This is a genomic window from Streptomyces sp. H39-C1, from assembly GCF_027158125.1.
GTDB lineage: Bacteria > Actinomycetota > Actinomycetes > Streptomycetales > Streptomycetaceae > Actinacidiphila > Actinacidiphila fildesensis.
This window is the reverse complement of sequence record NZ_JAPVLS010000054.1, coordinates 12225-37365: the sequence shown is the minus strand read 5'-3', so window position 1 is coordinate 37365 and position 25141 is coordinate 12225. Positions and strand designations below refer to the sequence as shown.

At 72.7% G+C, this 25141-nt stretch carries 22 protein-coding genes, 1 tRNA gene and 1 pseudogene; 8 read left to right on the top strand and 16 right to left on the bottom strand.

What is annotated here, in order from left to right; genetic code table 11:
* Positions 1 to 263: 263 nt before the first annotated feature.
* From O3W51_RS30235 to O3W51_RS30225, 3 genes and pseudogenes are all read left to right on the top strand, one after another.
* Positions 264 to 2354 (top strand): phage holin family protein, encoded by a 2091-nt coding sequence (locus O3W51_RS30235; RefSeq protein ID WP_138355701.1) that lies wholly within the window; start codon positions 264 to 266, stop codon positions 2352 to 2354.
* Positions 2345 to 2421: transfer RNA gene (locus O3W51_RS30230), tRNA-Trp, on the top strand. Before O3W51_RS30235 ends, O3W51_RS30230 begins: the two co-directional genes overlap by 10 nt.
* Before the next feature lie 131 nt (positions 2422 to 2552).
* Positions 2553 to 2726: pseudogene (locus tag O3W51_RS30225) on the top strand (UTRA domain-containing protein); the annotation flags it as partial.
* Positions 2727 to 2961: 235 nt separating this feature from the next.
* Here O3W51_RS30225 and O3W51_RS30220 read toward each other — a convergent pair.
* From O3W51_RS30220 to O3W51_RS30185, 8 genes are all read right to left on the bottom strand, one after another.
* Positions 2962 to 3513, bottom strand: a complete 552-nt coding sequence (locus O3W51_RS30220) for an AAA family ATPase (protein WP_138355703.1) — start codon at positions 3511 to 3513, stop codon at positions 2962 to 2964.
* 22 nt (positions 3514 to 3535) lie between these two features.
* Positions 3536 to 4297, bottom strand: a complete 762-nt coding sequence (locus tag O3W51_RS30215; protein ID WP_138355704.1) for an SDR family NAD(P)-dependent oxidoreductase — start codon at positions 4295 to 4297, stop codon at positions 3536 to 3538.
* The gene (locus O3W51_RS30210; RefSeq protein WP_269287784.1) at positions 4294 to 5700 is read right to left on the bottom strand and encodes an MFS transporter; all 1407 of its coding nucleotides are present in this window, start codon (positions 5698 to 5700) and stop codon (positions 4294 to 4296) included. The genes O3W51_RS30215 and O3W51_RS30210 overlap by 4 nt, the downstream gene beginning before the upstream one ends.
* A gap of 126 nt (positions 5701 to 5826) precedes the next feature.
* A complete protein-coding gene (locus O3W51_RS30205) occupies positions 5827 to 6408 on the bottom strand; it encodes a TetR/AcrR family transcriptional regulator (RefSeq protein WP_138355707.1) in 582 nt (193 codons plus the stop codon).
* A gap of 63 nt (positions 6409 to 6471) precedes the next feature.
* The gene (locus O3W51_RS30200; protein ID WP_138355708.1) at positions 6472 to 6954 is read right to left on the bottom strand and encodes a GNAT family N-acetyltransferase; all 483 of its coding nucleotides are present in this window, start codon (positions 6952 to 6954) and stop codon (positions 6472 to 6474) included.
* A gap of 99 nt (positions 6955 to 7053) precedes the next feature.
* Positions 7054 to 7701, bottom strand: coding sequence for a response regulator transcription factor (locus O3W51_RS30195; RefSeq protein WP_138355709.1), 648 nt, complete (start codon positions 7699 to 7701; stop codon positions 7054 to 7056).
* Entirely contained in the window at positions 7698 to 9041 is a 1344-nt protein-coding gene (locus O3W51_RS30190) for a sensor histidine kinase (RefSeq protein WP_269287783.1), read from the bottom strand. The genes O3W51_RS30195 and O3W51_RS30190 overlap by 4 nt, the downstream gene beginning before the upstream one ends.
* The gene (locus O3W51_RS30185; protein ID WP_232485551.1) at positions 9034 to 10062 is read right to left on the bottom strand and encodes a hypothetical protein; all 1029 of its coding nucleotides are present in this window, start codon (positions 10060 to 10062) and stop codon (positions 9034 to 9036) included. The genes O3W51_RS30190 and O3W51_RS30185 overlap by 8 nt, the downstream gene beginning before the upstream one ends.
* A 140-nt stretch (positions 10063 to 10202) precedes the next feature.
* Here O3W51_RS30185 and O3W51_RS30180 point away from each other — a divergent pair, with 140 nt between their 5' ends.
* Entirely contained in the window at positions 10203 to 10919 is a 717-nt protein-coding gene (locus O3W51_RS30180) for an ATP-dependent Clp protease ATP-binding subunit (RefSeq protein WP_164295610.1), read from the top strand.
* A gap of 136 nt (positions 10920 to 11055) precedes the next feature.
* On the opposite strand, the gene O3W51_RS30175 is transcribed toward O3W51_RS30180, so the two are convergent.
* Genes O3W51_RS30175 through O3W51_RS30165 form a run of 3 tightly spaced genes read right to left on the bottom strand, consistent with a single transcriptional unit; the run spans position 11056 to position 13401 of the window.
* Positions 11056 to 11787: a class I SAM-dependent methyltransferase gene (locus O3W51_RS30175; RefSeq protein ID WP_164295609.1), complete on the bottom strand. Its 732-nt coding sequence runs from the start codon at positions 11785 to 11787 to the stop codon at positions 11056 to 11058.
* A gap of 22 nt (positions 11788 to 11809) precedes the next feature.
* Positions 11810 to 12514 carry an esterase/lipase family protein gene (locus tag O3W51_RS30170; RefSeq protein ID WP_187145068.1) on the bottom strand — a complete coding sequence of 235 codons (705 nt, stop codon included), beginning with the start codon at positions 12512 to 12514 and terminating at the stop codon, positions 11810 to 11812.
* A gap of 53 nt (positions 12515 to 12567) precedes the next feature.
* Positions 12568 to 13401: a hypothetical protein gene (locus O3W51_RS30165; protein WP_244809507.1), complete on the bottom strand. Its 834-nt coding sequence runs from the start codon at positions 13399 to 13401 to the stop codon at positions 12568 to 12570.
* A gap of 127 nt (positions 13402 to 13528) precedes the next feature.
* Here O3W51_RS30165 and sph point away from each other — a divergent pair, with 127 nt between their 5' ends.
* From sph to O3W51_RS30145, 4 genes are all read left to right on the top strand, one after another.
* Positions 13529 to 14533, top strand: a complete 1005-nt coding sequence (gene sph, locus O3W51_RS30160) for a sphingomyelin phosphodiesterase (RefSeq protein WP_138355712.1) — start codon at positions 13529 to 13531, stop codon at positions 14531 to 14533.
* Between the two features lie 130 nt (positions 14534 to 14663).
* Positions 14664 to 15725 carry an ATP-binding protein gene (locus tag O3W51_RS30155; protein ID WP_138355713.1) on the top strand — a complete coding sequence of 354 codons (1062 nt, stop codon included), beginning with the start codon at positions 14664 to 14666 and terminating at the stop codon, positions 15723 to 15725.
* A complete protein-coding gene (locus O3W51_RS30150) occupies positions 15722 to 17533 on the top strand; it encodes a vWA domain-containing protein (protein WP_198358126.1) in 1812 nt (603 codons plus the stop codon). Before O3W51_RS30155 ends, O3W51_RS30150 begins: the two co-directional genes overlap by 4 nt.
* Before the next feature lie 80 nt (positions 17534 to 17613).
* Entirely contained in the window at positions 17614 to 18309 is a 696-nt protein-coding gene (locus tag O3W51_RS30145; RefSeq protein ID WP_138355715.1) for a hypothetical protein, read from the top strand.
* Positions 18310 to 18381: 72 nt separating this feature from the next.
* Here the strand turns inward: O3W51_RS30145 and O3W51_RS30140 are convergent, their stop codons facing one another.
* From O3W51_RS30140 to O3W51_RS30120, 5 genes are all read right to left on the bottom strand, one after another.
* Positions 18382 to 19167, bottom strand: a complete 786-nt coding sequence (locus O3W51_RS30140; protein ID WP_138355769.1) for an aldo/keto reductase — start codon at positions 19165 to 19167, stop codon at positions 18382 to 18384.
* Between the two features lie 166 nt (positions 19168 to 19333).
* On the bottom strand, positions 19334 to 20107 hold the full coding sequence (locus O3W51_RS30135) for an ABC transporter ATP-binding protein (RefSeq protein WP_244809509.1): 774 nt from the start codon (positions 20105 to 20107) through the stop codon (positions 19334 to 19336).
* Entirely contained in the window at positions 20097 to 22853 is a 2757-nt protein-coding gene (locus tag O3W51_RS30130) for an ABC transporter permease subunit (protein ID WP_138355717.1), read from the bottom strand. The genes O3W51_RS30135 and O3W51_RS30130 overlap by 11 nt, the downstream gene beginning before the upstream one ends.
* 78 nt (positions 22854 to 22931) lie before the next feature.
* Entirely contained in the window at positions 22932 to 24176 is a 1245-nt protein-coding gene (locus O3W51_RS30125) for an ABC transporter substrate-binding protein (RefSeq protein WP_138355718.1), read from the bottom strand.
* Positions 24177 to 24324: 148 nt separating this feature from the next.
* The coding region (locus O3W51_RS30120; protein WP_269287781.1) for an AMP-dependent synthetase/ligase at positions 24325 to 25141 on the bottom strand (817 nt) is incomplete at its 5' end.

Here is a 25141-nt window from a genome sequence, read left to right as displayed (position 1 = left end):
TGCCGATCACCGGGCGGGTGCGGGGGCGCCTACCGGGGTGCCCTCCGCGGTGCCCGCCGAGGTGCCTGCCGGGGTGCCCTCCGCGGTGCCCGCCGAGGTGCCTGCCGGGGTGCCCGCCGGGGGTGGCCTGAGCGGCGGCCGGTGGGCGTTGTGACAGGGTGGACGGCGTGGAGCAGTTTCCCGGAACCGGCGGTACCGGTGACCGGGCCGCGGAACGGACGTGAGGTGAGCTGGGCGTGCTGCGGCGGTGGCGGTGGCGGTCCATGGGGCGGGCCGTCGCGCGGGTGGTGATCGTCTGGGCGGTGTCGGCGGCGACGCTGGCCGTCCTGGCGGGGATCCTGCCCGATTTCAGCATCCAGTCGCCGAAGGGCGACGACCCCCCGCAGATGGCGGTCACGGCCGGGATCGGCGCGGGCGCCTTCGGTGTGCTCAGCGCCCTGGTCTGGCCGGTGCTGGTGCGCGCCCTGCTGATGGTCCCGGCGCTGGTGCTGGGCATGCTGGTCTTCTTCCTCAACGGGTCGCTGCTGCTGATCGCACTGCGGCTCACCCCGCACGGCGAGGTCACCCCCGCGACCGCCGTCGTCATCGCCGCCGTGATGTCGGCGACCTCGTCGGCGACCAGCACCGCGCTCGCGGTGCGCGACGACGAGGCGTACGGACGACGGCTCGCGCGGCTCGCGGGCCGCCGCAGGCCCGAGCGCGGCGCGGCGCGGCGGCCGGCGCCCCCCGGCACGCTCTTCCTCCAGCTCGACGGCGTCGGCCACGACGTACTGCGCGAGGCCGTCCGCCCCTCGCAGCGCGGCGGACGGACCAGACCCCCGGCGATGGAGACCGTCGCCGGGTGGCTGGACAGCAGCCACCGGCTGGTGCCGTGGCGCACCGACTGGAGCAGCCAGACCGGCGCCAGCCAACTCGGCATCCTGCACGGCTCCAACCACGACGTGCCCGCCTTCCGCTGGTTCGAGAAGGACACCGGGCAGCTGATGGTCTGCAACCGGCCCTCCAGCGCAGCGGAACTGGAACGCCGGGCGGTCGGGCGCACCGGCTCGCGCGGCCTGCTCGCCGAGGACGGCGCGAGCCGCGGCAACCTCTTCAGCGGCGGCGCGGACCAGATGGCGCTGGTGATGTCGGCGGCGGCCCGGCGCGGCACCTTCCGCCGCTCCCGGTCCGGCTATTTCGCGTACTTCTCCGACCCCGCCAACGCCGTGCGCACCGCCTGGTCCTTCGTCGCCGAAGTCGCCCGCGAGATCGTCGAGTCGACGGCCTCCCGGCTGCGCCGCGACCGGCCGCGCATCAAACGCGGCGGCCTGTACCCGCTGCTGCGCGCCTTCGCGACCGTCATCGAACGCGACGTCGCCGTCGCCGCGGTGATCGGCGACATGCTCGCCGGCCGCACCGCGGTCTACGCGGACCTCGTCGCCTACGACGAGGTGGCCCACCACTCCGGGCCCCGCAGCCGCGACGCCTTCAAGGTGCTCAACCGGCTGGACCGTTCGATCCGGCTCATCGCCGACGCCGCCCGCTACGCCCCGCGCCCGTACCGGATCGTGCTGCTCTCGGACCACGGCCAGAGCCACGGCGAGACCTTCGCCGACGCGTACGGCCTGACGCTGAAGGAACTCGTCCGCGCCGGCTGCGACCTCCCCGTACCGCGCCGCGCCGGGCGCAGCGTGAGCGGCGCGGAGGCCAGGACCGCGGCTCGCACCGCCCTCCACCGGGACGAACGCGGCCGGCACCCCGAGGAGGAGAAGGAGTGCGCGGGCCCGCCCTCCGACCCGGTGGTCCTGGCCTCGGGCAACCTCGGCCTCGTCACCTTCCCCGACCTCCCCGGCCGCGTCACCCGCGAGGAGATCGACGAGCGCTACCCCACCCTGCTGAAGACCCTGGTGGACCACCCGGGCATCGGCTTCGTCCTGGTCCGCAGCGCCGCCCGGGGCCCGCTCGCGCTGGGCGCGGGCGGCGCGGAACACGAACTCGACACCGGCCGCATCCACATCGCCGACCCCCTCGCCCCGTTCGGCAAGGGCGCCGCCGAAACGGTCCGCCGCACCGACGGCTTCCCGCACGTCGCCGACCTGATGGTCAACTCCTCGTACGACCCCGCCACCGGCGCCGTCCACGCCTTCGAGCAGCAAGCCGGCTCCCACGGCGGCCTCGGCGGCGACCAGAGCCGCCCCTTCCTCCTCTTCCCCGGCACCCTGACCGAACCCGAACACCCCCTGGCAGGCGCCGAAACCCTGCACGACGTCCTGCGCGACTGGCTCGCCGAGCGCCCGGACCAGCCCCTCCCCGAAAACCCGTTTGCACCGGACCTGCCGGAACCGGGAGAGTTGCCTCAACACCAGGGGGCGTAGCTCAGATGGCCAGAGCGCTGGTCTCCAAAACCAGATGTCGCAGGTTCAATTCCTGCCGCCCTTGCCAGTCACTCACTTCCGCGCGAAGATCCCGGAGCCGCGCCAGCGGCTTCCCCGCACCGTCGGCGCATGCGCCGTGTGCTCGCGGAATCGAATGCCACCGTCGGTGTCCGATGGATGGTCGGCGAGCGGCAGCACCCGAGCCCCGCACGCGCCACCCAGGCGCAGGCGAATCTGCTCGGCATCTCGGTCGGTGACATGGTGTTGGAGATCGAGCGCACCTATTACGACACCGAGGGCCGGCCCGTCGAGACGGCGGACATCGTCATCCCGGACGTCCGCTGGGAGATCGCCTATGAGATCGCGATCGAACAGCCGTGGACGAGGTCCGAACAGAGCTCTCGGAGTCGAACGAAGGCGCCCCCTTCCGCCGGAGCGGGAGGGGGCGCCTGTTCGCGTAGGTGTCCAGAGATCTGGTTTGGCGACGGTGACACAACGCGCTCTGCCGTTGAGCTACCGGCGGCTGGGCCGCCGACCGGGAGTCGAACCCGGAACCTCGTCCTCCTGAAGGAAGTAACCGTTGCTTGCGCACCTGGACGACGTCAGTTTAGGCGGAGGGCCGGGGGGCGTCGCAAGGAATTTGTGGCTGGACGGCGGAGGCGATCGCGTGGGCGACCCGGTCCGGCGGGAGGTTCGTGGTGTCGATGGTCTCGGCCGTCCTGCTGAGCCAGGGGCGGGCCGACTCGTAGGCGGTGAGGTGGTCGAGGCGCCATTGGCGGGCGCCGGTCTCCACGGTGTCGGATTCGATCCGGCGGGTGAGGGTGTCCTGGTCCGTGTGGAGGACGAAGTGGCGCACGGGAATTCCCGCGGCGGCGAACCCGGCGCTGAGCTCCGTCCAGTACTGCTCCACCAGGACCGACTGGGGGACGACGAGTACGCCGCCGACGTAGCCGAGGATCTGGGTCGCCGTCTCCACGACCAGGGCGCGCCATGGCCGCCAGTCCTGGAAGTCCTTGACGGGCACGGATTCCAGGACGTGGCGGAGCATGTAGCCGACCTGCTCGGAGTCGAAGATCCGGGCGTTCGGGACCATCGCGGCGAGCTCCTTGGACGTGGTGGTCTTGCCCGCGCCGAAGGTCCCGTTCAACCAGATAATCATGGCGTCGAGCCTAACCGCGTGGTCAGGCGGTGATGCCGCCGTCCAGGACCAGGTCAGCCCCGACGGTGAACCCGGCCTCAGCGGAGGCGAGATGGAGCACCGCGGCGGCGATCTCGTCGAGGGAGCCGGCCCGGCCGGCGGGGACGTCGCGCCGCATGCGGGCCGCCTTGTCGGCGGGGGTCTCGCCGGGGCGGGTGGACATGGGGGTGTCGACGGGGCCGGGGCTGACCGCGTTGATGCGGACGCCGTCGGCGATGTGGTCGAGGGCGGCGTTGCGGGTCAGGGCGCTGACGGCGGCCTTGGCGGCGACGTACGCGGCCAGGTTCGGCACGCGGCCGTGGGCGCCGAGGTTGGAGGAGACGTTGACGATCGCGCCGCCGCCGTGGGCGCGCATGTGGGCGATCTCGTACTTCATGGAGAGCCAAGTGCCGGTGAGGTTGGTGTCGAGGCTCGACCGCCAGTCGTCCTCGGAGATGTCGGCGACCGGGGCGGGAGTCGTCAGGATGCCGACGTTGTTGACGGCGATGTCGAGTCCGCCGAAGCGCGCCACCGTGTCCTCGACCAGGCGCCGTACGTCCTGCGAGCGGGTGATGTCGGCGGTGACGACGGCGGCTTCGCCGCCCTCGGCCTCGATGAGGGCGGCGGTCTCCTTGAGCGGTTCCGCCGTACGTCCGGCGACGGCGACCCTGGCCCCCTCCCGGGCGAAGGCGAGGGCGATGCCCCGGCCGATACCGGATCCGGCACCGGTGACGAGGACGGTCCTGCCGGTGAAGCGTGCGGTCATGACGACAACTCCTTGGTGGTGAGCGGTGCGAGGGGTGTGGCGGGTGGGTTCGGTACGGGGTGTGGGCGCAGGAGCAGCGCTGCGGCGACCGCGGTGAGCGCGTAGCCGATACCGGCGGCGCCGAAAGCGGCCGCGTATCCGGCGACGGGCGTGGAACGGGTGGCGGCCACCGACATCAGTGCGGCGAGGCCGATGGTCGGGCCCAGTTCCATGGCGGTGTTCATGACGCCGGCCGCCAGCCCCGTCCGCCGGTGCGGCACCCCGGCGGTGGCGAGCACGGTGGCGCCCGCGAACGCCGGTCCGGCTCCGGCCGGCAGCAGGAGAAGACCGGGGAGCAGGCCCGGGGCGTACGGCGACCGCGCGTCGAGGCCGGCGAGCAGCAGGAGCCCGGCCGCGCCGAGCGCCAGTCCGCCGGCGGTGACCGCGCGTGCTCCGTACCGCCTGATGAGCGGGCCGGCGGCGCGGCCGGAGCCGACGAGGGCGGCGGCGTACGGGATGAAGGCGGCGGAGGTCCGCAGCGGGGTCCAGCCGCGTACCTGCTGGAGGTAGAGGGAGAGCAGGAAGAAGGTGAGCGCCGTGCCCGCGGCGGTCATCATGATGGCGGCCAGGGCGGTGACGCGCCGGGTGTCGCGGAGGAAGCCGGGCGGCAGCAGCGGTTCGCGGGCCCGGCGTTCGACGAGCACGAAGGCGATGAGGAGGAGCAGGCCGGAGGCCAGCGGAACGAGTACGGCAGCCGACGACCAGGACCGCTCCCCGGTGGCGACCAGCCCGTAGCCGGCCGCTGTGACACCGGCGGTCGCCGTGACGGCGCCGCGTACGTCGAGCGGTGGTGGCGCGGCGGCGCGGGGCGGGTCGGCGGGCAGCAGCCGCGGGGCGAGGGCCAGCCCGGCCAGCGCGACGAGCACCGGGACGAGGAACGTCAGCCGCCAGGAGACCCAGGCCGTCACGGCACCGGAGAACAGGCTCCCGGCGGTCGCGCCGAGGACGGAGAGGCCGCCCCACGTCGCCATGGCCCGGTCGTAGCCGGCGGCGGCCGGGAACAGGGCGCGTACCAGGGCCATCGCGGCTGGAGCGGTCAGTGCCGCGCCGAGCCCCTGCGCGAACCGGACGGCCGTCAGCACGGTGAAACCGGGCGCCAGGGCGCCCGCCGCCGAGGCGGCGGCGAAGACCGACAGACCGACCACCAGCATCCGTCGCCCGCCGTGCCGGTCCACCAGCCGGCCGCCGAGGAGCAGCAGTCCGCTGAAGGAGAGTCCGTACGCGGCGCTGAGCAGCAGGAGTTGTGACGGGTCGAGGCCGAACTCCCGGGCTATCCGGGGGAGCGGCACCATGAGGATCATGATGGTGAAGATGAGTGCGGCCTGGATGGTTCCGAGCAGCGCGAAGCCGTGCTTCGACGACATGTCCCCCTGCGCCTTTCTGGCGTGATACTGGATCGATCATTCTCGAATGGGGGCAGGCAGGAGCCCACTCCGGGCCCGGTCCAGGCCCGGTCGGTCGGACGGTCGGTTGGTCGGTTGGTCGAAGTTTCAGTCGAGGAGGGAGAGAGCCTGTGCCGCCGCGTCCCTGACGCGGGCCGGGTCCTGGCCGGCCTTGCCGACCACCCGCATGCCCTGCATGAGCACCAGCAACAGCCGCGCCAGCGCCTGCGGATCGCGCCCTTCGGGCAGCTCCCCCTGGGCTCCGGCGCGGGTGAGGGCCGAGGCGAGCGCCGTCTCCAGCCAGTCCCAACTGGCCTCGACGCGCCGGGCCGCGACCCGGTCGTGCGGAGCCAGTTCGACCGCGGTGTTGGTGATGAAACAGCCGCGCCGCAGGTCGTCGCAGGCGGACTCCTCCGCGAAGCGCGTCACCACGGAACGGACCGCGGGGAGCGCGGGCCCCGGCTGGGACAGCTCTTCCATCAGGGCCGGGTCGCAGAGCTCGCCGTACCGCTCCAGCGCCCTGACGTACAGCCCGTGCTTGCTGCCGAACGTCCCGTAGATGCTGGCGCGGGCGATACCGAGATGCTCGACGAGGTCGGCCATCGACGTCGCCTCGTAGCCGCGCCGCCAGAACAGCTCCAGGGCCGACTGCAGCGCGGCGTCCGGATCGAATTCCTTGGTCCTGGCCACGGGAACGACGCTACCCGTATCGAGAACGATCGGTCAAGAACGTTCGGTCCCGAACCCTGGGGGTCAGACCTCGAGGCGCAGTCGCAGACGCCGCAGGCCGTCCCCGTTCGTCTCCACCGTTCCGTCCGGCCGCCACCCGAGCCGGGCGTAGAACGCCCGCGCCCGGTCGTTGTGCTCCCACACCCCGGCGAGCCCGGTGAGCACGCCCGTCTCCTGCAGGGACTGGACGTACGCCGCGTGCAGCCGGCCGCCGATGCCGCGCCGCCACTGGCCGGGCCGCACATGGATCTGCGACAGCTCCAGCGCCGTGCCGGGCGCGTCCGACTCCATGGAGAGCACGCCCACCACCTCGCCGTCGGCCTCGGCGATCAGCGTCGTCTTCCCGGGCAACTGGATGGCCCGCGCCCACCCGTTGAACCGCGCGAGCAGCCCGCCCACCGCGTCGGGCTCCGCTCCGGCCGCGGCGCACGCCGCCGTGTGGATGCTCACGACCGCGTCCAGGTCGTCCATCTCGGCAGGGCGTATGCGTACAGGAAGATCATTCATGCTGAATATGACGCAGAACGACGACCATTGGTTCCCCGAATCGAGACCTGGCCGTTACCGGACCGAAGCCTACGCCTCGGCCGGTGCCACCAACCCGCGTCAACCGGGCACCACGAAGCCGCATTCGTACGCGGCGATGACGGCCTGGGTGCGGTCGCGGGCGCCGAGTTTGGCGAGGACTCGGGCGACGTGGGTCTTGACGGTTTCAGGGCCGAGGCCGAGTCGTTCGGCGATCTCCGCGTTCGACAGGCCCGACGCCATCAGGCGCAGCACCTCGGCCTCGCGCTCGGTGAGGCGGTCGCGGAGGGCCTGCGAGGGGTCGACGGGGGCGTAGCGGGCGGCGAGTGCGCGTACGGCTGCCGGGAAGAGCAGGGAGTCGCCGCGGGTCACCAGTCGTACGGCCTGGACGAGTTGGTCCGCTCCGGCGCGCTTCAGCAGGAAGCCGGCGGCGCCCGCGCGCAGCGCCTCGTAGACGTAGGCGTCGTTCTCGAAGGTGGTCACGACGACGATGCGCGGCGGATCCGTCATGGTGCGCACCAGCTGTTCGGTGGCGCGGATGCCGTCGATCTCCGGCATGCGGACGTCCATCAGGACGACGTCCGGGCGCAGTTCGCGCACCAGGGGGATGGCCTCGGCGCCGGTAGCGGCTTCGCCGACGACCTCCATGTCCGGTTCGCTCTCCAGGATCGCGCGCAGCGCCGTGCGCACCATCCGCTCGTCGTCGGCGAGGATGATCCGCAGCTTCATCGGGTCCCCGCCCCCAGCGGGAGGGTGACGTGCAGCCGCCACCGCGATCCGTCGGTTCCCGCCTCGAAGCGGCCGCGCAGTACGGACGTGCGTTCCTCAACGCCCGTCAGGCCGCGGCCGCCGCCCGTTCTGCGGGAGGGAGCTGCCACCACCGGGTTCACCATCTCGATCTCCAACTCGTCGTCCGCCAGCGCGATCCGCAGCCCGACCGGTACCTGTCCCGCGTGCCGCAGCGCGTTGCTGAGGCCTTCCTGCACGATCCGGTACGCCTCGCGCGAGACCATCGGCGGCACCTCGTCGAGGTCGCCCTCGACGGACGCGTCCAGCGGGACGCCCGCGGCCCGCGTCTGCCCGAGCAGGGCGTCGAGGCCGTCGAGGGTGGGGCCCGGGGGAGCGGTCGAGCCGTCGACGTCCTCGCGCAACAGGCCGAGTACGTCGTCGAGTTCGGCGACCGCGCGCCGGGTGGTCTCCTCGATGGCGGCCAGGGCCTGCCGGGCGAACTCCGGATCGCGGTCCAGCACTTTGCGCGCGGCGCCGGCCTGCAGTGTCACCGCGCTCAGCGCGTGCCCCACCGAGTCGTGCAGTTCGCGGGCCAGCCGGTTGCGCAGGGCCAGCCGTAGGGTGCGCTGTTCGGCGGCGGCCAGCCGGTCGACGGGCGTCGGGCCGAGCAGCTCGGGGGAGCAGCGCGCCAGGAGCGCGGCCGCACCCTTGGCGGTGAGTGCGAGCGCGGTCAGCAGGAGCACGGCGGCGAACGGCGCCAGTACGTGGTGGCTGAGGGTGAGCGGGCGGGACCAGGGGAGTTCGTTCTCGCGCAGCCGCGCGGAGAACGGCAGCGCCAGCAGCACCACGGCGGCCGGCGGGACGGCCAGGGTCATTCCGCTGACGATGCCGCCGAGCCCCACGTGCAGCACGAACCAGCAGGACGTCCGGACCCGCGCCGCCCACGTCCGGTCCTCCGAGGGCGCGGGCCCGCCCTCGGGGCCGGCGCCGAGCGCCCGCGCCGCCGACCCCTCCAGATCGCGTACGAGGGGGAAGACCGCGGCGGCGGCCGCCGCGATCGGCAGGGCGAGGGCGAAGGCGCCGAACTGCTGCGCGACCCAGACGCCGCTGCCCTCTTCGGCGTGCGCGGCGACGTTCAGCGCGGTGTTCATCAGCAGGTAGAACGGCATCAACAGCGCGCCGCCGAGGATGAGATGGACCCACCGGAGCCGGGCCCGACGGCCGAACAGCGCGCCGGCCGCCCGGAAGAGCGCGCCGCGCGTCCGGGACGGCACCGGCGTCGGACCGGGCCACCGCTCCCCTGTGGGATCCGGCGCCGTCCGGTCCGTTGCGTCAGCCACGTCGCGGGGTGGCGGTCGCGCCGCGCGCCGCCGCGCGTTCCGCGAGCAGATAGGCGCCGGCGACGAGAACGAGCATCCCGAGGAGCATCTGCACAGCGTAGGTCAGGTCCATGAGCGGGGACGTCCCCGGTTCGCCGGAGTCGTCCGGCGCGACGATCCCGGCCAGCAGCATCCAGCCGCCCCACGCCGCCGAGGCCGCGCCGCCGGTCCAGCCGAGCGCCAGCGGGACCACCAGCCGGGTCCTGCCCGGACGGAAGGCGGCGAGCAGGATCCCGACGGCCCCGAGCACCGCGAACGCGGCGCTGTCGGCCTCGACGATCGCGGTGGTCGTGGTGTGTTCCGCGATCCGGGAGGCGGTGAGGCCGACGGTTCCGCCGCAGGCCCAGACGGTGTGCAGGACGGCGGGCGGCAGCGTGGCGGCCGCGGCGGCCGCCGCCGCGATCCGCAGGACGGGCCGGGTGGGGCTCGCCATGAGGTCCGCGGTCCGGCCGCGCAGCAGCGGGCCCCAGCGGTCCTTCGCGTAGAGCACGAACAGGGTGCCCAGGGCCATCCCCTGGATGCCGAACCCGGTGTAGACGACGCCGAACACCCACTCGTCCAGCCAGGGATCCCCCGGGGGAGTGCTCCGGCTGCCGGTGATGAGGGAGAGAGCGGTCTGCAGTGGGAAGGCGACGACGATCGGGGCGATCAGCCCCGTCGCGATCCAGCCGGGCAGAACGAGCAGCCAGGCCGGCAGGCAGCGGCCCCAGGGGCGGGTCAGCGCGAGGGCGAGCGCGACGACGGCGAGGTCCATCGCGACGGTCAGGACGTTGACGGCGTAGAAGGAGCTGTCCTCCAGGCTGCCGCGCAGCGAGCTGCCGGCCGGGATGCCGACGGTGCTGCCGGAGAGCCAGGCGATCTTGAGCGTGAGATACGGGAGGCAGGCGGCGATGGCCACGGCCCGCAGGACGCGGCGGGCCGGCGCGGTCCGCCGCTGCTCAGCGAGGGGCGGGGACGGGTGGTCGAGCGCGGTGGATTCCATACCGTCCACGCTCCCGGCCGGGCGTGGCCGCCACGTCCGGCCGGAAGACGATCCGCATCCCCAGAACGGGGGACCCGCCTGCCCGCGGCAATCGTCAACCAAGGGTTGACGCCTCGCAATCGTCAACCTAGAGTTGACGCATGACGGGACACCCAGTACGACTCGACGACCTCATCACCCACGTCAAGGAACGGCACCCGGACGGCGACCCGCTGCAGAACCTCTCCGACGCGGTGACCCTGGCGGAGCACGTCGGCGAAGTCGCCGACCATCTGATCGGCCACTTCGTGGACCAGGCCCGCAGGGCCGGCGCCTCCTGGACCGACATCGGCCAGAACATGGGCGTCAGCAAGCAGGCCGTACAGAAACGCTTCGTACCGAGAACCCCCGACGACCTCGACCTGCCGCTCGACTCCCTCTTCGGCCGCTTCACCAACCGCGCCCGCAACACGGTCAAGAGCGCCCAGGAGGAGGCGCGCACCGCGCTGCACGCGAGCCTGGGCACCGAACACCTCGTCCTCGGCCTGCTCCATGAGCCGGAAGGGCTGGCCTGCCGCGCCATGGTCGAACTGGGCGCGCCGCCCGAGGCGGTCCGCGCCGCCGTCAGCACCCCCGGCGGGGAGACCGAGCCGGTGAAGGGCCATATGCCGATCACCGCCGGCGGCAAGAAGGCGCTGCACCTCGTCCTGCGCGAGGCGCTGCGCCTCGGGCACAACTACATCGGCACGGAACACATCCTGCTGGGCGTCCTCAGCGACGAGCAGGACCCCGCCGCCCAGGCCCTGGTGGGCCTGGGGGTCACCAAGGGCCTGACGGAGGAGTGGGTCGTCGCGACGCTCCACGAACTCTCGAAGTAGCCCGCCGGCGGGCGGACTTCGGAGCCCGCCCGCCCAGGATTCGCCGCCACAGGACCCGCCGGACCGGCCCCGCCCCGGGCCCCGCCGGACCGGCCCCGCTCCAGGACCCGACGGACCGCCCGCGCGGAAGAGGTCGTCAGGCCTCCTTGCCCAGGGTGAGCAGCCGGTAGACGGGGTCGGGGCGCGGGGTGTGCTGGCCCGGCAGTGCGCCCAGGCCCTCGATGACGCCCTGGGCCTGGCGCGGGCTGAACTCCAGGGCGGAGGCGAAGTATCCGGCGCGGATCTTCTCGACCGTCAGCGCCGGGGACCGGCCCTGGCCGTGGCCGGTGAAGGAGGTCTCCGCGCCGGGGCGCAGCCCGTGGCCGGCCGCCCAGCCGACGACGGCCGCGGCCTCGTCGTAGGCGTCCGGGATGAGGTGCGGGGCGAGCAGCGCGTCGATGTCGCTGTCCACCCCGTGTGCCAGGTCCTTGTCGACGGTGGTGAGGAACACCCCGCCGGGCCGCAGCACCCGCGCGCACTCGGCGACGACCTCCGCCGCGTCCGGCAGCAGATGCAGCAGCCAGATGGCGCACACCGCGTCCACGGACCCGGTGGCGAACGGCAGCCGCCGGCTGTCGCCGAGCACCACGGCGGGGCCGACCCGGCCGGCGGCCACCGACGCCATACCGGCCGACGCGTCGACGCCCAGGACCCGCAGCCCCGGTCGGGCGAGCCGCTCGGTCACCAGGCCGGTCCCGCACCCCACATCGAGCAGGGTGCGGGCCCGGTCCGGCACCAGTTGGAGCACGGCACGGGCCGCGGCTTCCGCCCGGGGGACGCCTCCGCGGGTCGCGTCGTACCGTTCGGCTTCTACGTCGTAGTTCAGCACACGGGCAGCCTACGGGGAGTCATCAGCCGGCGAGGAAATCGCGTACTCCCTGCGATACCCCGTCGTCCCCGAGCAGGTCATTGTGCTTCAGGCACCCGGCGTCCGTGTTGACGGCGCCACTGAGCGCGACGCTGCTGTCCGGGTTGATGACCTCGTCGCACTCCGACCAGAACGTCGCGTACTTGACGGCACCCGGCGTCTCGTCGCCCGCCGCCAGCTGGTTCTGCACGTACGAGCCGGGCGACATGTCGCGGCACGCCTGGTCCCAGATCACACAGGCCCACGAGGTGTAGGTGCCGTGGTTCGGGCCGCCGAGGGAGACCCAGTGGTCGACGGTGGCCGTGCCGCCGCGGAACTTGACGTACCAGCGGGTGGTCAGGCTGCCGAAGGAGTGCGCGACCAGGTCGACCTTCGACGCGCCGGTGCTGCTCAGCACGCTGTTGACGTAGTCGGTGAAGCGGCCCGCCAGTACCTCGTTGACCGACTGGTGGGTGTCGTAGCCCCAGCTGAACAGCTCGTTGTCGGAGTACCCGGCGGCCTTGAAGTCGGCGATCATGCCGCCCCACACCCCGGGGTCGGCGTTGTAGCCGTGCACGAAGATCACCGGATGGTGCGCGGGCGGGCCGGCGGGCTGGGCGCCCATCGACGCGGGTGCCGCGCCGAACAGCAGGGCCAGGGCGCCGAGTACGGACAGGAGCACGGTCGATCTGCGACGCATGAGACGCATGAACTGCCTCCTACGAGGTGGGGGGATGAACAGGACCGTGGTGCCGGCCGCTCCTACGGGGTGGGGGAGTAGGAGTACACCGACGTGGAGACCATGCAGATGCCCGGCTGGACGACCTCCGCGCGCAGCGTGCCGGTGCGCGGGTCGAAGTCGATGCCCTCGGACTCGAAGGTGCCGGAGCAGATGCTGCGCTTCGGCAGCTGGAGCAGCGTCGTCACCTGGCCGGTGACCGCGGTGCCGTCCAGCGCGCGCGGGAGGTCGACCTGCACCAGGTCCTTGGCGTCGTCGTCGGAGACGCACACCAGGCGGGTGCCGGAGACGAAGTCGCAGCCCTGGATGTTGTCGACCGCGCGGCTCAGGGTGATCTGCCCGGCCTGCGGGAGCGCGCCGCCGGTGCGCGGGGTGGCCGGGTTGAGCAGCGGCGCGGGGAAGACCTGGAGGCGGTTCTGCGTGCCCCATTCGCCGGAGACCAGCCACTGCGCGTCGGGGGAGACGGCGGCGAACGAGTTGTTCAGCGCCTCTCCGGCGTCGAGTTGGTGCACGTACTCGTAGCGCTGCCCGCCGGGAGTGGTGACGGCGTACATCTTCGACGTCGCGCCGTCCCCGCCCTGGTAGGCGTCGAAGACATGGCCCTGGGCGATGTCCGGGTCGCCGACGTGGTTCCACCCCTTGATGCGCAGGGCGATCGGGATCGAGCCGAGACCCCGGTAGAGCAGCGAGCCGTCGGCGCGGCTGGCCACGCCCTCGCCGCCGGTCAGGGAACCGGTGTACGAGGTGCCGGTCTCGGTCCAGCCGCCGGGGGAGGCGGCCGACGCGGTGGATCCGACGACGGTGAGGGCGATGGCACCGGCCAGTACGGCGGCGGCATGGGGCGGCTTGGCGGTCACTGATCCTCCGTCAGATTGACATCTGGGGGCAGATCGTAGACCGGATGTCCGCACGTATCTACCCTTCGGTAACCATGTCCGCCTAGGCTTCCGCTGCTTCTCCACCCACGTTCACCGGGAGTGTTCCGTGAGACTTGCCCGAGCCGCCACCGCCTGTGCCTTCGTGCTCCTGCTCGGTTCCGCCGCCACCACGCCCGCCGTCGCGTCCCCCGCCGGCACGGCGGACGCGGCGCGCACGGCGCAGAGCCCGCAGGTCCCCCAGATCAAGCTCGTGACCAGCAATGTGATGATGCTGTCGCGCAACCTGTACCCGAACTGGGGGCAGTTGCAGCGCGCCGACCTGATCGCGAACGCGGGCTACACGCAGAACGCCGATGTCGTCATATTCCAGGAGGCGTTCGACAACGCCGCCTCCGACCGGCTGCTCGGCAACGTCAAGGGCCGCTACCCGTACCAGACGCCCGTGCTCGGCCGCTCCACCAGCGGCTGGGACCGCACCGAGGGCGCGTACAGCTCCTGGACGCCGGAGGACGGCGGCGTCGCCGTCGTCAGCAAGTGGCCGATCCTGGAGAAGGTGCAGCATGTCTACGCGGACGGCTGCGGCGCCGATTACTACTCCAACAAGGGCTTCGTGTACGTCGTCCTGAACGTGAACGGCACCCGCGTGCACATCGTCGGCACCCACACCCAGGCCGACGACTCCTCCTGCGGCTCCGGCGAGGCCGCGAGCATCCGGCACGGCCAGGACCAGGAGATCGACGCCTTCCTCGACGCCCGCAACATCCCCGCCGCCGAACCCGTCATCATCGCCGGCGACCTCAACATCGACGCGCACGGCAGCGACTACGCGGGCCTGCTCGCGGACCTCGACGCCGCCGCTCCCGACGCCAACCCGGGCCCCGCGAACAGCTTCGACCCCGTCACCAACTCCGTCGCCCGGGACCGCTACCCGAACGACCCGGCCCAGCGACTGGACCACGCGCTGCTGCGCAACGGCCACGCCCGGCCGGCCCACTGGAACAACCGCGTCGTCGACGAGCACTCGCCGAAGTGGTCGGTCTCCAGTTGGGGCACCACGTACTCGTACACCGACTACTCCGACCACTACCCGCTGGTCGCGGGCGACGTGTAGCCGGCGGCGCCCCTCCGAAGGAGGAGTGGGTGCGGCGGCGGGAAAACCAGTTGTGCGGACCCTCGTTCACCGTCACGCTGGGTAACCAATCACCCCGCCGCTCCACTCACCTCCCCGGAGAGCCCGCACCGTGCAGTCCGCCATCACCGTCACGCCCACCCGTATACCCGAGCTGCTGCTCGGGCTGGCCACCGTGCGTCCGGTGTTCCTCTGGGGTGCGCCCGGGATCGGCAAGTCCTCGCTGGTCAGGGCCTTCGCCGAATCGCTCGGCCTGGAGTGTGTCTCGCTGCTGGGCACCCAGCTGGCCCCGGAGGACCTGATCGGCGTGCCGCAGATCCACGACGGGCGGACGCGCTTCTGCCCGCCCGAGGCCATCGCGCGCGACGAGCCGTACTGCCTGTTCCTGGACGAGCTCAACGCCGCGACGCCCGACGTCCAGAAGGCGTTCTACTCGCTGATCCTGGACCGCCGGATCGGCTCCTACGAGCTGCCCGCGGGCTCCATCGTCATCGGCGCGGGCAACCGGTCCACCGACAACGCGCTCGCCCGCCCCATCGCGTCCGCGCTCATCAACCGCCTCACCCACGTCCACCTGCAGGCCTCCGCGAAGGACTGGCTGGTGTGGGCGGGCGAGAACGGCATCCACCCGTGGGTGACGGAGTACCTCACCGACCGGCCCGACCACCTCTGGTCGAAGGCGCCGAAGACCGAGGAGGCGTTCTCCACCCCGCGCTCGTGGCACATGCTCTCCGATGCGCTGCACTCGTTCGGCCCGACGCTCGACGAGGACACCCTCAAGGTCATCACGCACGGGACGCTCACCCCCGCGCACGCCGTCTCCTTCTGCGGCTACGCGAAGATCGTCCGCAACGCCTACGGCATCGACGCGATCATCAAGGGCGACGCCCCCTGGCCGCGCCGTCTCGAGGACCGCGATCTGCTCTACTACCTCGCCGACGCGTTCCGCGGCCGGCTCGCCAAGGAGCTGCCGGACCGCAAGGAGCACGCCTCCGAGGCCGTCCGGCAGACCGCCTACCGCTCCAAGGCGCTGCTCGTGCAGCTCGCGGAGATCTCCGTCGAGGTCGCCCAGACCGTCATCGCCGACGACATGGACGGCAATCCCGTGCTGCCCGCCTGGTTCCTCGTCGAGGCCGCCCGCGACATGCCGCGGCTGGTCGAGGCGCGCCGGTGAAGGCCCGTGCCAAGCGCCCCGACAAGCAGCGGGAACTGGCCGACGCGGCGTACCTGAAGGGGTGCGCGATCGTCTCCGCGCATCCCGCGCTGTCCGCCCTCGACGTGTCGTTCTGCCGGCTGCCCGCCTGCGAGCACCGTCCGGAGCGCGGCCTGGCCGTGGTCAGCTCCAACGGCACGGTCCACGCCCACCCGTACCGCCGTGCCGAGCCGGGCGCCTGGGCCTGGGCGCTCGCGCACTGCCTGCTGCACCTCGGCTTCGGCCATGTGCCCGCCGCGGCCGGGCCGCGCGAGCAGCCCGACGCCTTCGACCTCGCCGCGCGCTGTGTCGTCGTCAACCGCTTCCTGGCCGCGATGCCCGTCGGGGAAGCGCCGGAACACCTGCCGCGCAGCTGGCCGGACGGCGACGAGGACAAGCTTGCCGAGCGCTTCCGCCGGGACGGCATTCCGCCCGCCTACGCCGACTGCGGCACCGCGGGCCCCGGCGAGCCCGACCAGCTGCTCACCGAGTGGATCTCCTGGCGCGGCTCCCCGCCGGACTGGAGCAACGCCCTCGCCCACGCCCTGACCCGTACGGTGTCGGCCGCGATGGACATGGCGGGCGGCCGTCGCGACACCCTCACCGGGGCCCGGGTGGAGCAGCGGCCCTGGGAGCGCGCGCTCAACTGGTTCGTCTCCTCGTACCCGCTGCTGGGCGGGATCGCCGCGGGCATGACGCTGGTCGCGGACGCCGAACTCGCCCGTGCGCACGGCATCTCCATCGCCGCGGTCAGCCCGGAAGCGGCCGAGATCTACATCAACCCGCTGCTCCGCCACACGGACGAGGAATGGCGCTTCATCCTCGGCCACGAGATGCTGCACGCCGCCCTGCGGCACGGCGAGCGCTGCGGCGGCCGTGACCCGTACCTGTTCAACGTCGCCGCCGACTACGTCATCAACGCCTGGCTGATCGAGATGGACGTCGGCGAGATGCCCGCCGGGCTGCTGCACGATCCCGAACTCCAGGGCCTGTCCGCCGAGGAGGTCTACGACCGGATCGCCACCGACCTGCGCCGGATGCGGCGGCTGGCGACGCTGCGCGGCAAGGGCAAGGGCGACATCCTCGGTGAGCCGCTGCCCCGGCCCGCCCGGCCGGCGGAGTGGGTCGACCTCGACGAGTTCTACCGCCGCGGGCTGATGACCGGCTTCGACCTGCACTCGACGCGCGAACGCGGGCTGCTCCCGGCCGGGCTCGTGGAGGAGATCAACGCGCTCAGCCACCCGCCGCTGGCCTGGGACGCCCAACTCGCCCGCTGGTTCGACGAGTACGTCCCCCGTCCCGAACCGGTCCGCTCCTACGCCCGCCCCTCCCGCCGCCAGTCCTCCACCCCCGACATCCCGCGCGCCGGGCGGTACTTCCCGCCCGAGGAGGTGGCCCGCTGCACCTTCGGAGTCGTCCTCGACACCTCGGGATCGATGAGCAGCACGCTGATCGGCAAGGCGCTGGGCGCCATCGCCTCGTACGCCGCGGCCCGCGACGTGCCCGCCGCCCGCGTCATCATGTGCGACGCGGCGGCGCACGACGCGGGGTACGTCCCGGTCGCGGACATCGCCGGCCGGGTCCGGATCCACGGGCGCGGCGGCACCGTGCTCCAGCCCGCCCTGGACCTCCTGCACCGCGCGGACGACTTCCCGCCGACCGCGCCCGTCCTGATCATCACCGACGCCGAGTGCGACGTGCTGCGCCCGCGCCGCGAACACGCGTACCTGGTACCGCGCGGTGCGGTGCTCCCGTTCACCCCGAAGGGCCCGGTCTTCCGGATGGTGTGAAGCCCACCGCCGGGCCACGCCGGCCGTCCCGGCCGTGAAATGTGGTGCGGTACGGCGGCCGGGGCGGCAGACTCGGCCGGATGGAGACGTATCTGATCGGCGGCGGCTGGGACGAAGCGGCCGCGCCCCTGGTGTACGGGCCCTTCCTCGCCGCGGCGGGCCCCGACCCGGTGGTGGCCTGTCTGCTGATCGACGAGGGCGTCGGGGCGGCCGACTTCGGCCGGTACGAGGCGGTGCTGCGGGACGTGGCGCCCTGCCGGCCCTACCCCGTCCTCGTGCCGCCCGGCGGCGAGCTGGACCCCGCCGCGCTGGACGGGGCGGCCGCGGTGCTGGTCTGCGGCGGCCTGACCCCCGCCTACGGCGACGTCGTCGCCGCGCACGCCGGCCTGCTGGGCTCGGTCCCGTACGCGGGATTCTCGGCGGGCGCGGCCGTCGCCGCGGACCTGGCGCTGGTCGGCGGCTGGCTCTCGGACGGGATCCCGGTCTGCCCGGAGGAGACCGCCGAGGACCTCGACGAGATCACCCTGCGGCCCGGGCTCGGCCTCGTGCGGTGCACCGTCGAGGCCCACGCGGCCCAGTGGGGAACGCTGGCCCGCCTCGTCGAGACGGTGGCCCGCGGCGATGTCGCGGTGGGCGTCGCCATCGACGAGAACACGCTGCTCACGGTGGACGGCGCGCGCTGCGCGGTCTCCGGCCTCGGGCGCGTCCACCTGGTGCGCGCGGGTGAGGCGACGACCGTCCGGTCCTATCGGGCGGGAGAGACGTTCACGCTGTAGCCCCCGCTCCTGCACCTGAACCGGACATGACGATGGCGGCACCCGAACGGGTGCGGCCATCGGAGCATGCGGTCAGTTGACCGTCTCGGGGTCCGGGCCGATGCGGTTGCCCGCGTCGAGACCGGCGAGGGCCGCCATGTCGGCGTCGGTCAGCTCGAAGTCGAACACGTCGATGTTCTCCTTGATCCGGGACGGCGTCACGGACTTGGGGATCACGACATTGCCGATCTGCAGGTGCCAGCGCAGCACGACCTGGGCCGGGGTGCGGCCGAGCCGCTGCGCGATCGTGCCGATCACCGGTTCGTCCAGCAGACCCTTGCCCTGGCCGAGCGGCGACCACGCCTCGGTGGCGATGCCGTGCTCGGCATGGACGGCGCGCAGCGGGGCCTGGGCGAAGTCCGGGTGCAGCTCGACCTGGTTGACGGCCGGGACGATCGAACCCTCGTCCAGGACGCGGCGCAGCTGCGCGGGGCCGAAGTTGGAGACGCCAATGGTCCTGGCGCGACCGTCCGCCTGGATCTTCTCCAGGGCGCGCCACGTGTCGGCGTACAGATCGCGGGCCGGCGTCGGCCAGTGGATCAGGTAGAGGTCGACGTAGTCGAGGCCCAGCTTGGCCAGCGAGTCGTCGAAGGCCGCCAGGGCCTGGTCGAATCCGTGCGCGTTGTTCCACAGCTTCGTCGTGATGAAGAGTTCTTCGCGCGGCACACCGGAGGTGGCGATCGCCCTACCGGTGCCCTCCTCGTTGCCGTAGATCGCGGCGGTGTCGATGCTGCGGTACCCGGCCTCCAGCGCGGTGGTGACAGCGGCCGTGGCCTCGTCGTCCGGCACCTGCCAGACACCGAAACCGAGCTGCGGCATCCGGACGCCGTTGTTGAGGGTGATGAAGGGGACCTTGCTGCTCACGAGCGGCGATCCTAACGTTGACGTTCATGGGGGTTCCTGGTCCAACCATGTCCTCCGGACCTCCATTCCCGTTCTCCGTAAACGTTGCCGGGATCGCCGGAGCCACCTGCGGACCCGCCGGTCAGGCGGTCGTCCCCAGATAGGCGTCCCGTACCGCCGGATCGGCCCTCACCTGAGCGGGGCTGCCCTGCGCGAGCACCGTGCCGAGATCCAGGACGACGACCCGGGCGCACAGCTCCATCACGAAGGCCACATTGTGCTCGACGAGCAGCACCGCGCACCCCTCCTGCCCGGCGAGCCGCCGTACGACATCGGCCAGCTGCTCGCGCTCCGCGCCCGACATCCCCGAGGCGGGCTCGTCCAGCAGCAGGACCCGGGGCGGGTCCGCCAGCGCGCGGGCGACCTCGACCATCCGGGCCTGGCCCACCGGGAGCGTTCCCGCGTACACCGACCGCAGGTCGTACAGACCGCACTGGCGCAGCACCTGCTCGGCCCGGGACCGGCGGGTCCGTTCCCGCGACCGCCGGGACGGCGCCGACACCAGATCGGCCGCGAGACCCCCTCCGCCGCCGTCCCACTCCTGGGCGACGACGAGATTGTCGGTGACCGTGAGCTGCCCGAACAGCTGCTGGCGCTGGAACGTGCGGCGCAGCCCGTGCCGGGCGCGCCAGACCGGGGAGCGGCCGGTGATGTCCCGGCCGTCCAGCAGCACCCGGCCCTCGTCGGGGCGGCGGATGCCGGACACGGCGTCGAAGAACGTGGTCTTCCCCGCGCCGTTCGGGCCGATCAGCCCGCACACCTCGCCCGCGCGAACGCCGAGGCCGACCCCGTCCAGGGCGCGGACGCCGCCGAACCGCACGCCGATGCCGTCCGCCCGCAGCACCTCACCGGTCACGGCCGGCCACCTCCCCGTCGACGTCCACATCGGTCCTTCCGCCCGGCCCGGTGCCCGCCGGGGCCGCGATGCCGAGGTACGCCTCGGTCAGCCGGTCCGTCTCCACCTCCGCGCGCGGGCCGCACCACGACACCCGGCCGGACGACAGATACGCGACGGTGTCGGCGAGACCCAGCACCTCCGCCGCCTTCTCCTCGACGAGCAGCAGCGCGGTGCCCGCAGCGCGCAGTTCGGTGAGTACGGCGAAGACCTCGTCGACGACGCGCGGGGCGAGCCCCAGCGAGGGTTCGTCGGCGATCAGGACCTTCGGCGGCCGCTGCAGCAGCGGGGCCAGCGCCAGCATCTGCTGCTCGCCGCCCGACAGCGACCCGGCGAGGACCCCGCGCCGCGCCGCGAGCTGCGGGAAGCGTTCGTAGACCTGCCCGCGCGCGGTCCGGCCGGGCAGATACAGCGTCAGGTTCTCCTCGATGGTCAGCGCGGGGAAGATCCCGCGGCCCTCGGGCGCGAGCAGGACTCCGTCGCGGGAGCGCCGCACCGGACCCTCGCGGGTGCCGTCCCTGCCGTGCGTCAGTACGGTGCCGTGCGCGGGTTGGAGGATCCCGGCGGCGACCCGGCAGACGGTGCTCTTGCCCGCCCCGTTGGGACCCAGCAGCGCCAGGATCTCACCGGGCCGGACGGTCAGGTCCACCCCGTGCAGGACGGAGGCCCCGTCGTATCCCGCGTGCACGCCGCGCAGTTCGAGCGCGGGCGGCCGGGAGGTGGCGGGGGCCGCTGCGAGCGGACGGCGCGGTGTGGGCGAGGGAAGGTCTGCCGTGGTCCGCTCGATCCGTGCCGCTCCCTCCGCCCGCCGTCTGCGCAGCCGCACGGAGACCGCCGCGCAGTAGCCGTCGGGGTCGTTGGCGAGGGCGAGTCCGGCCAGGCCGAAGAGGATGACCGGCAGGTGCGCGGAGTCGGTGACGTAGGTCTGGAAGAGATGCGGGACGATCGCGAAGACCAGCCCGGCGACCACCGCGAACTGCGGTCTCCGCAACCCGGCGGCGACGACCACCGCCAGCCAGACCAGACCGGTCAGCGCGGTGAAGTCCGTCGCGGTGATGCGGGTGTTGTAGGAGGCGTACATGACGCCGCCGAAGCCGGCGAGCCCCGCGGACAGGGCGAAGAGCACCAGCTTCGTGCGGACCACCGAGATCCCGGACGCCATGGCGGCGGCGGGCGCCGACCGTACCGCGAGGATCGCGCGGCCGGTCGCCGAGCCGCGCAGCGCGCTGAGCGCCGCGACGACCGCCGACAGCAGCACGATCAGGGCGACGCCCATCGCCCGGTCGTCGGCGAGGTCGACCGGGCCCAGGACGGGGCGCGGGACCGACCAGCCCGCGTCGCCGTTGCGCAGCCGGCCCAGCTGGAACAGCACCTGGTCGGCGAGGAAGGCCAGCGCGAGGGTGGCGAGCGCGAGGCTCCGGCCGCCCAGCCGCAGCGCGGGCAGCGCCACCAGCGCGCCGAGCACCGCCGCGACACAGGTCCCGACGGCCGCCGCCGCGACGAACGGCCAGCCGTGGCTCATCAGCAGCCCGGCCACCAGCGCGGCGCCGGTCACGAACGTCGCCTGCGCGAGACTCACCATCGCGCCGAGCCCGGTGACCAGCGTGAACGAGACGAACACCAGGGAGATCGCCAGCCCTTGGGTCAGCAGACCGCTCCAGAACGGGGTGGTGACGGTGTAGAAGGCGAGGGCGAGCAGCGCGGCGGCCGCCGCCCAGGGCCCCCAGCGCCGCGCCCAGGACGCCCCCGCCAGATAGTCGGGGGTGGTGACGTCCGCCGCGGCCGTGCCCGCCGCGCGCTGCCGGCGGGCCATCAGCAGCAGTCCCGCGAAGAGCAGGAAGAACGGAACGGCGGTGCGGAATCCGGTGATCCGGTCCGCGAAGGAGGCGTATCCGGCGGCAAGGTTCTGCAGGACGCCGAGCGCGAGGCCGCCGGCGAAGGCGAGCGGGACCGACGCGAAGCGGCCGAGGACGGCGGCCGTCGCGGACACGAAGAGGAAGAGCGTGTAGTCGTGCGCGGACAGGCCGAGCAGCGGGGTGGCGAGCACCCCGGCGAGTCCGGCCAGCGCCGACGACAGCATCCAGGCGATCGACGACAGCCGGTCCGCGCTGATCCCGCGCAGCTCGGTCAGCGACCGGTTGTCGACGGCCGCGCGCAGCCGCAGGCCGAGCGTGGTGTGCCGGAGCAGCACCCACAGACCGAGCGCGACGACCGCTGTGGTGATCCAGGTGATCAGCTGGTCGGAGTCGACGCCTACCCCGTCCATGAGCTGCCAGGACCTCGCCGGACTGGGCCCGACGCCCGGCAGTCCGAACTGGTTCTCGGCGGGCTGTACCGAGACCCCCGCGTCCCGCAGGAGTTCCACGGCCCACAGCCCGGCCGCCGGCAGCGCGACGAGCAGCCCGATGGTCGCCACGATCTGCGCGGTCTCTCCGGCCTTCGCCAGCTTCCGGAACATCGCCCGGTCCAGCGCCCAGCCGGTGGCCGGCGCGACGACCACGACCAGCAGCAGCGCCGCGGGGACGGCCGGCCAGCCGAAACCGGAGTGCAGTTCGTAGTAGCCCAGCGCGCACAGGTACGCGGTCGCGCCGTGCGCGAAGTTGAACAGGCCCGAGGCGGAGTACGACAGGACGAGTCCCGTCGCCAGCAGCGCGTAGAGCGCCCCCGACACCAGGCCGCTCAGTACGAAACCCAGCAGGTCTCCCATGGCCACTGCCTTCCGCGGTCGTTCATCACTACGTGACTACCTGAGGAGGGGGTGCAGGGCAGGCCCAGCACCTGTCCCCTACGTGAACGGGATGGCGGGGTAGCACTTGAACGGCACGGCGACCTCGTACGTCCCGCCCTTGAGCCGCACCAGGCTGCCGCAGCCGAAGCCCTGGGTGTGTCCCTTGGGGAAGCTCCGCTCGCCCGCCGGGCTGCCGGTGTCCGAGAAGCTGTCGGCCGCCTTCTGGAAGGTGGCGGTGGTCAGGTCCCGGCCCGTCTTCTTCGCGATGGCCAGGAAGAGGTCGGCCGACAGATAGCCGGTCATCATATGGAGGTTGGGGCGGACATCCGCGCCGCCGACCTTCCGGACGTCCTTGAGGAACTGCGCGATGGCCGGGCTCGTCGACTCGAAGGGCTCGAACTGCACCAGGACGTAGACGCCGTCGAGCGCCTGCGCGGTGGTGGCCTTGGCGAGCAGCCCGGGGTCGTAGTCGGTCGGGTCGGAGAGCGCGCCGTGGAACCCGGCCCGCTTGAGGGCGGTGAACAGGCCGATGTTCTGCGGGGTCTGCATCACGGAGACGACCGCGTTCGGCGCCTTGCCGCCGTTGCTCTTCAGGATCTCCCCGGTGTACGCGGACCAGTCGCTCGGCGCGGCGGCGGCCGGGACCGAGGCCTTGGCGTACGTGACCTTGAAGCCGGCGGCCGTGAAGCCCTGGGTGTACGTCCTGATGCCGAACTTGCCCGCGTCGCTGTCGGCGGCGATCAGCGCCACGCTCCGGTCCTTGGCGCCGCCGAGCGCCTGGGCCAGGCTCTCGGGCCAGGACTGGGTGATGGTGCCGCCGGGGCTCGGGACCAGGCAGCCGTTGAAGCCGTAGGTGGTGGCGGGGCCGCAGAAGGCGGGCAGCGTGCCCCAGCCGAAGACCGGCACCTTCTGCTGCTGCAGGAAGTCGGCGCCGGAGAAGGTGACCGAGCTCATCGGCACGACCGAGAAGACCTTGTCCTGCTGGACGAGCTTGCGGGCGGCGGCCAGGTTGCGGCTGGGGTCCTGCCCGTCGTCCTCCGCGCCCAGGTAGTCGATCTTCCGCCCGTTGACGCCGCCCTCGTCGTTGGCGCGCTGGAAGCGGGCCTTGGCCCCGAGATCGGTGTCGGCCTTGCTGTACCCGCTCGACGAGGTCTTGGAGACGATGCCGCCGACGGTGATCGAGTCAGCGGTGACACCCCGGGCGGACGCGCCGGCCTTGTCCTGCGGGGAGGCGGAGTTGCAGGCGGTGGCGAGCAGCAGCGAGGCCGCGGCTGCGGCGAGGAAGCGGATCGGTCGCGACACGTCAGGATCCCTCCGGGGCCGGATGAGTTCCTGCATTCTGCGGTCGACCTGACGGTCCGTCAATGAATAATCCAACATCATGTGACGATCCATCAGATGTGGATCCGCTCTCCGACCGGCTCCCGGTCGGTTCCCGGTCCGGGTGGCGTCAGCCCCGGTAGAGCGCCTCGATCTCCTCCGGGAACGCCTTCTCGATCGCCTTGCGCTTCAGCTTTAGCGACGGCGTCAGCAGCCCGCGCTCCTCGGAGAACTGGGCGGCCAGGATCCGGAACGTACGGATCGACTCGGCCTGTGAGACCAGGGTGTTGGCGGCGACCACCGCCCGCCGGATCTCGGTCTCCAGATCCGGGTCGTGGACCAGTTCCTCGTCCGGCAGCCGCGGCTTGCCGCGCATCGTCAGCCAGTGTCCGACGGCGTCCGGGTCGAGTGTCACCAGCGCGGCGATGAACGGCCGGTTGTTGCCGACCGCCACGCACTGCGCGATCAGCGGATGGGACCGAACCCGGTCCTCCAGACCGCTCGGCGAGACGCTCTTGCCGCCGCTGGTGACCAGGATCTCCTTCTTGCGGCCGGTGATGGTCAGATAGCCCTCCTCGTCGAGTGCGCCGATGTCGCCGGTCGCCAGCCAGCCGTCGCCGAGCACCTCGGAGGTGGCCCGCGGGTTGTTCAGATACCCCTGGAAGATCTGGCCGCCGCTCAGCCAGATCTCGCCGTCCTCCGCGATGTGCACGGTAGTGCCCGGCACCGGCTGGCCCACCGTGCCGAAGCGGGTCTGCTCGGGCGGGTTGGCGGTGGCGGCGGCGGTGGTCTCGGTGAGGCCGTAGCCCTCGTAGATCGTCACTCCCGCGCCGCTGAAGAACAGCCCGAGCCGGCGCTCCATCGCCGAGCCGCCGGAGATCGCGTGCCGCACCCGGCCGCCGAGCGCGTCTCGCACCTTGCTGAAGACGAGCTTGTCGTAGATCTGG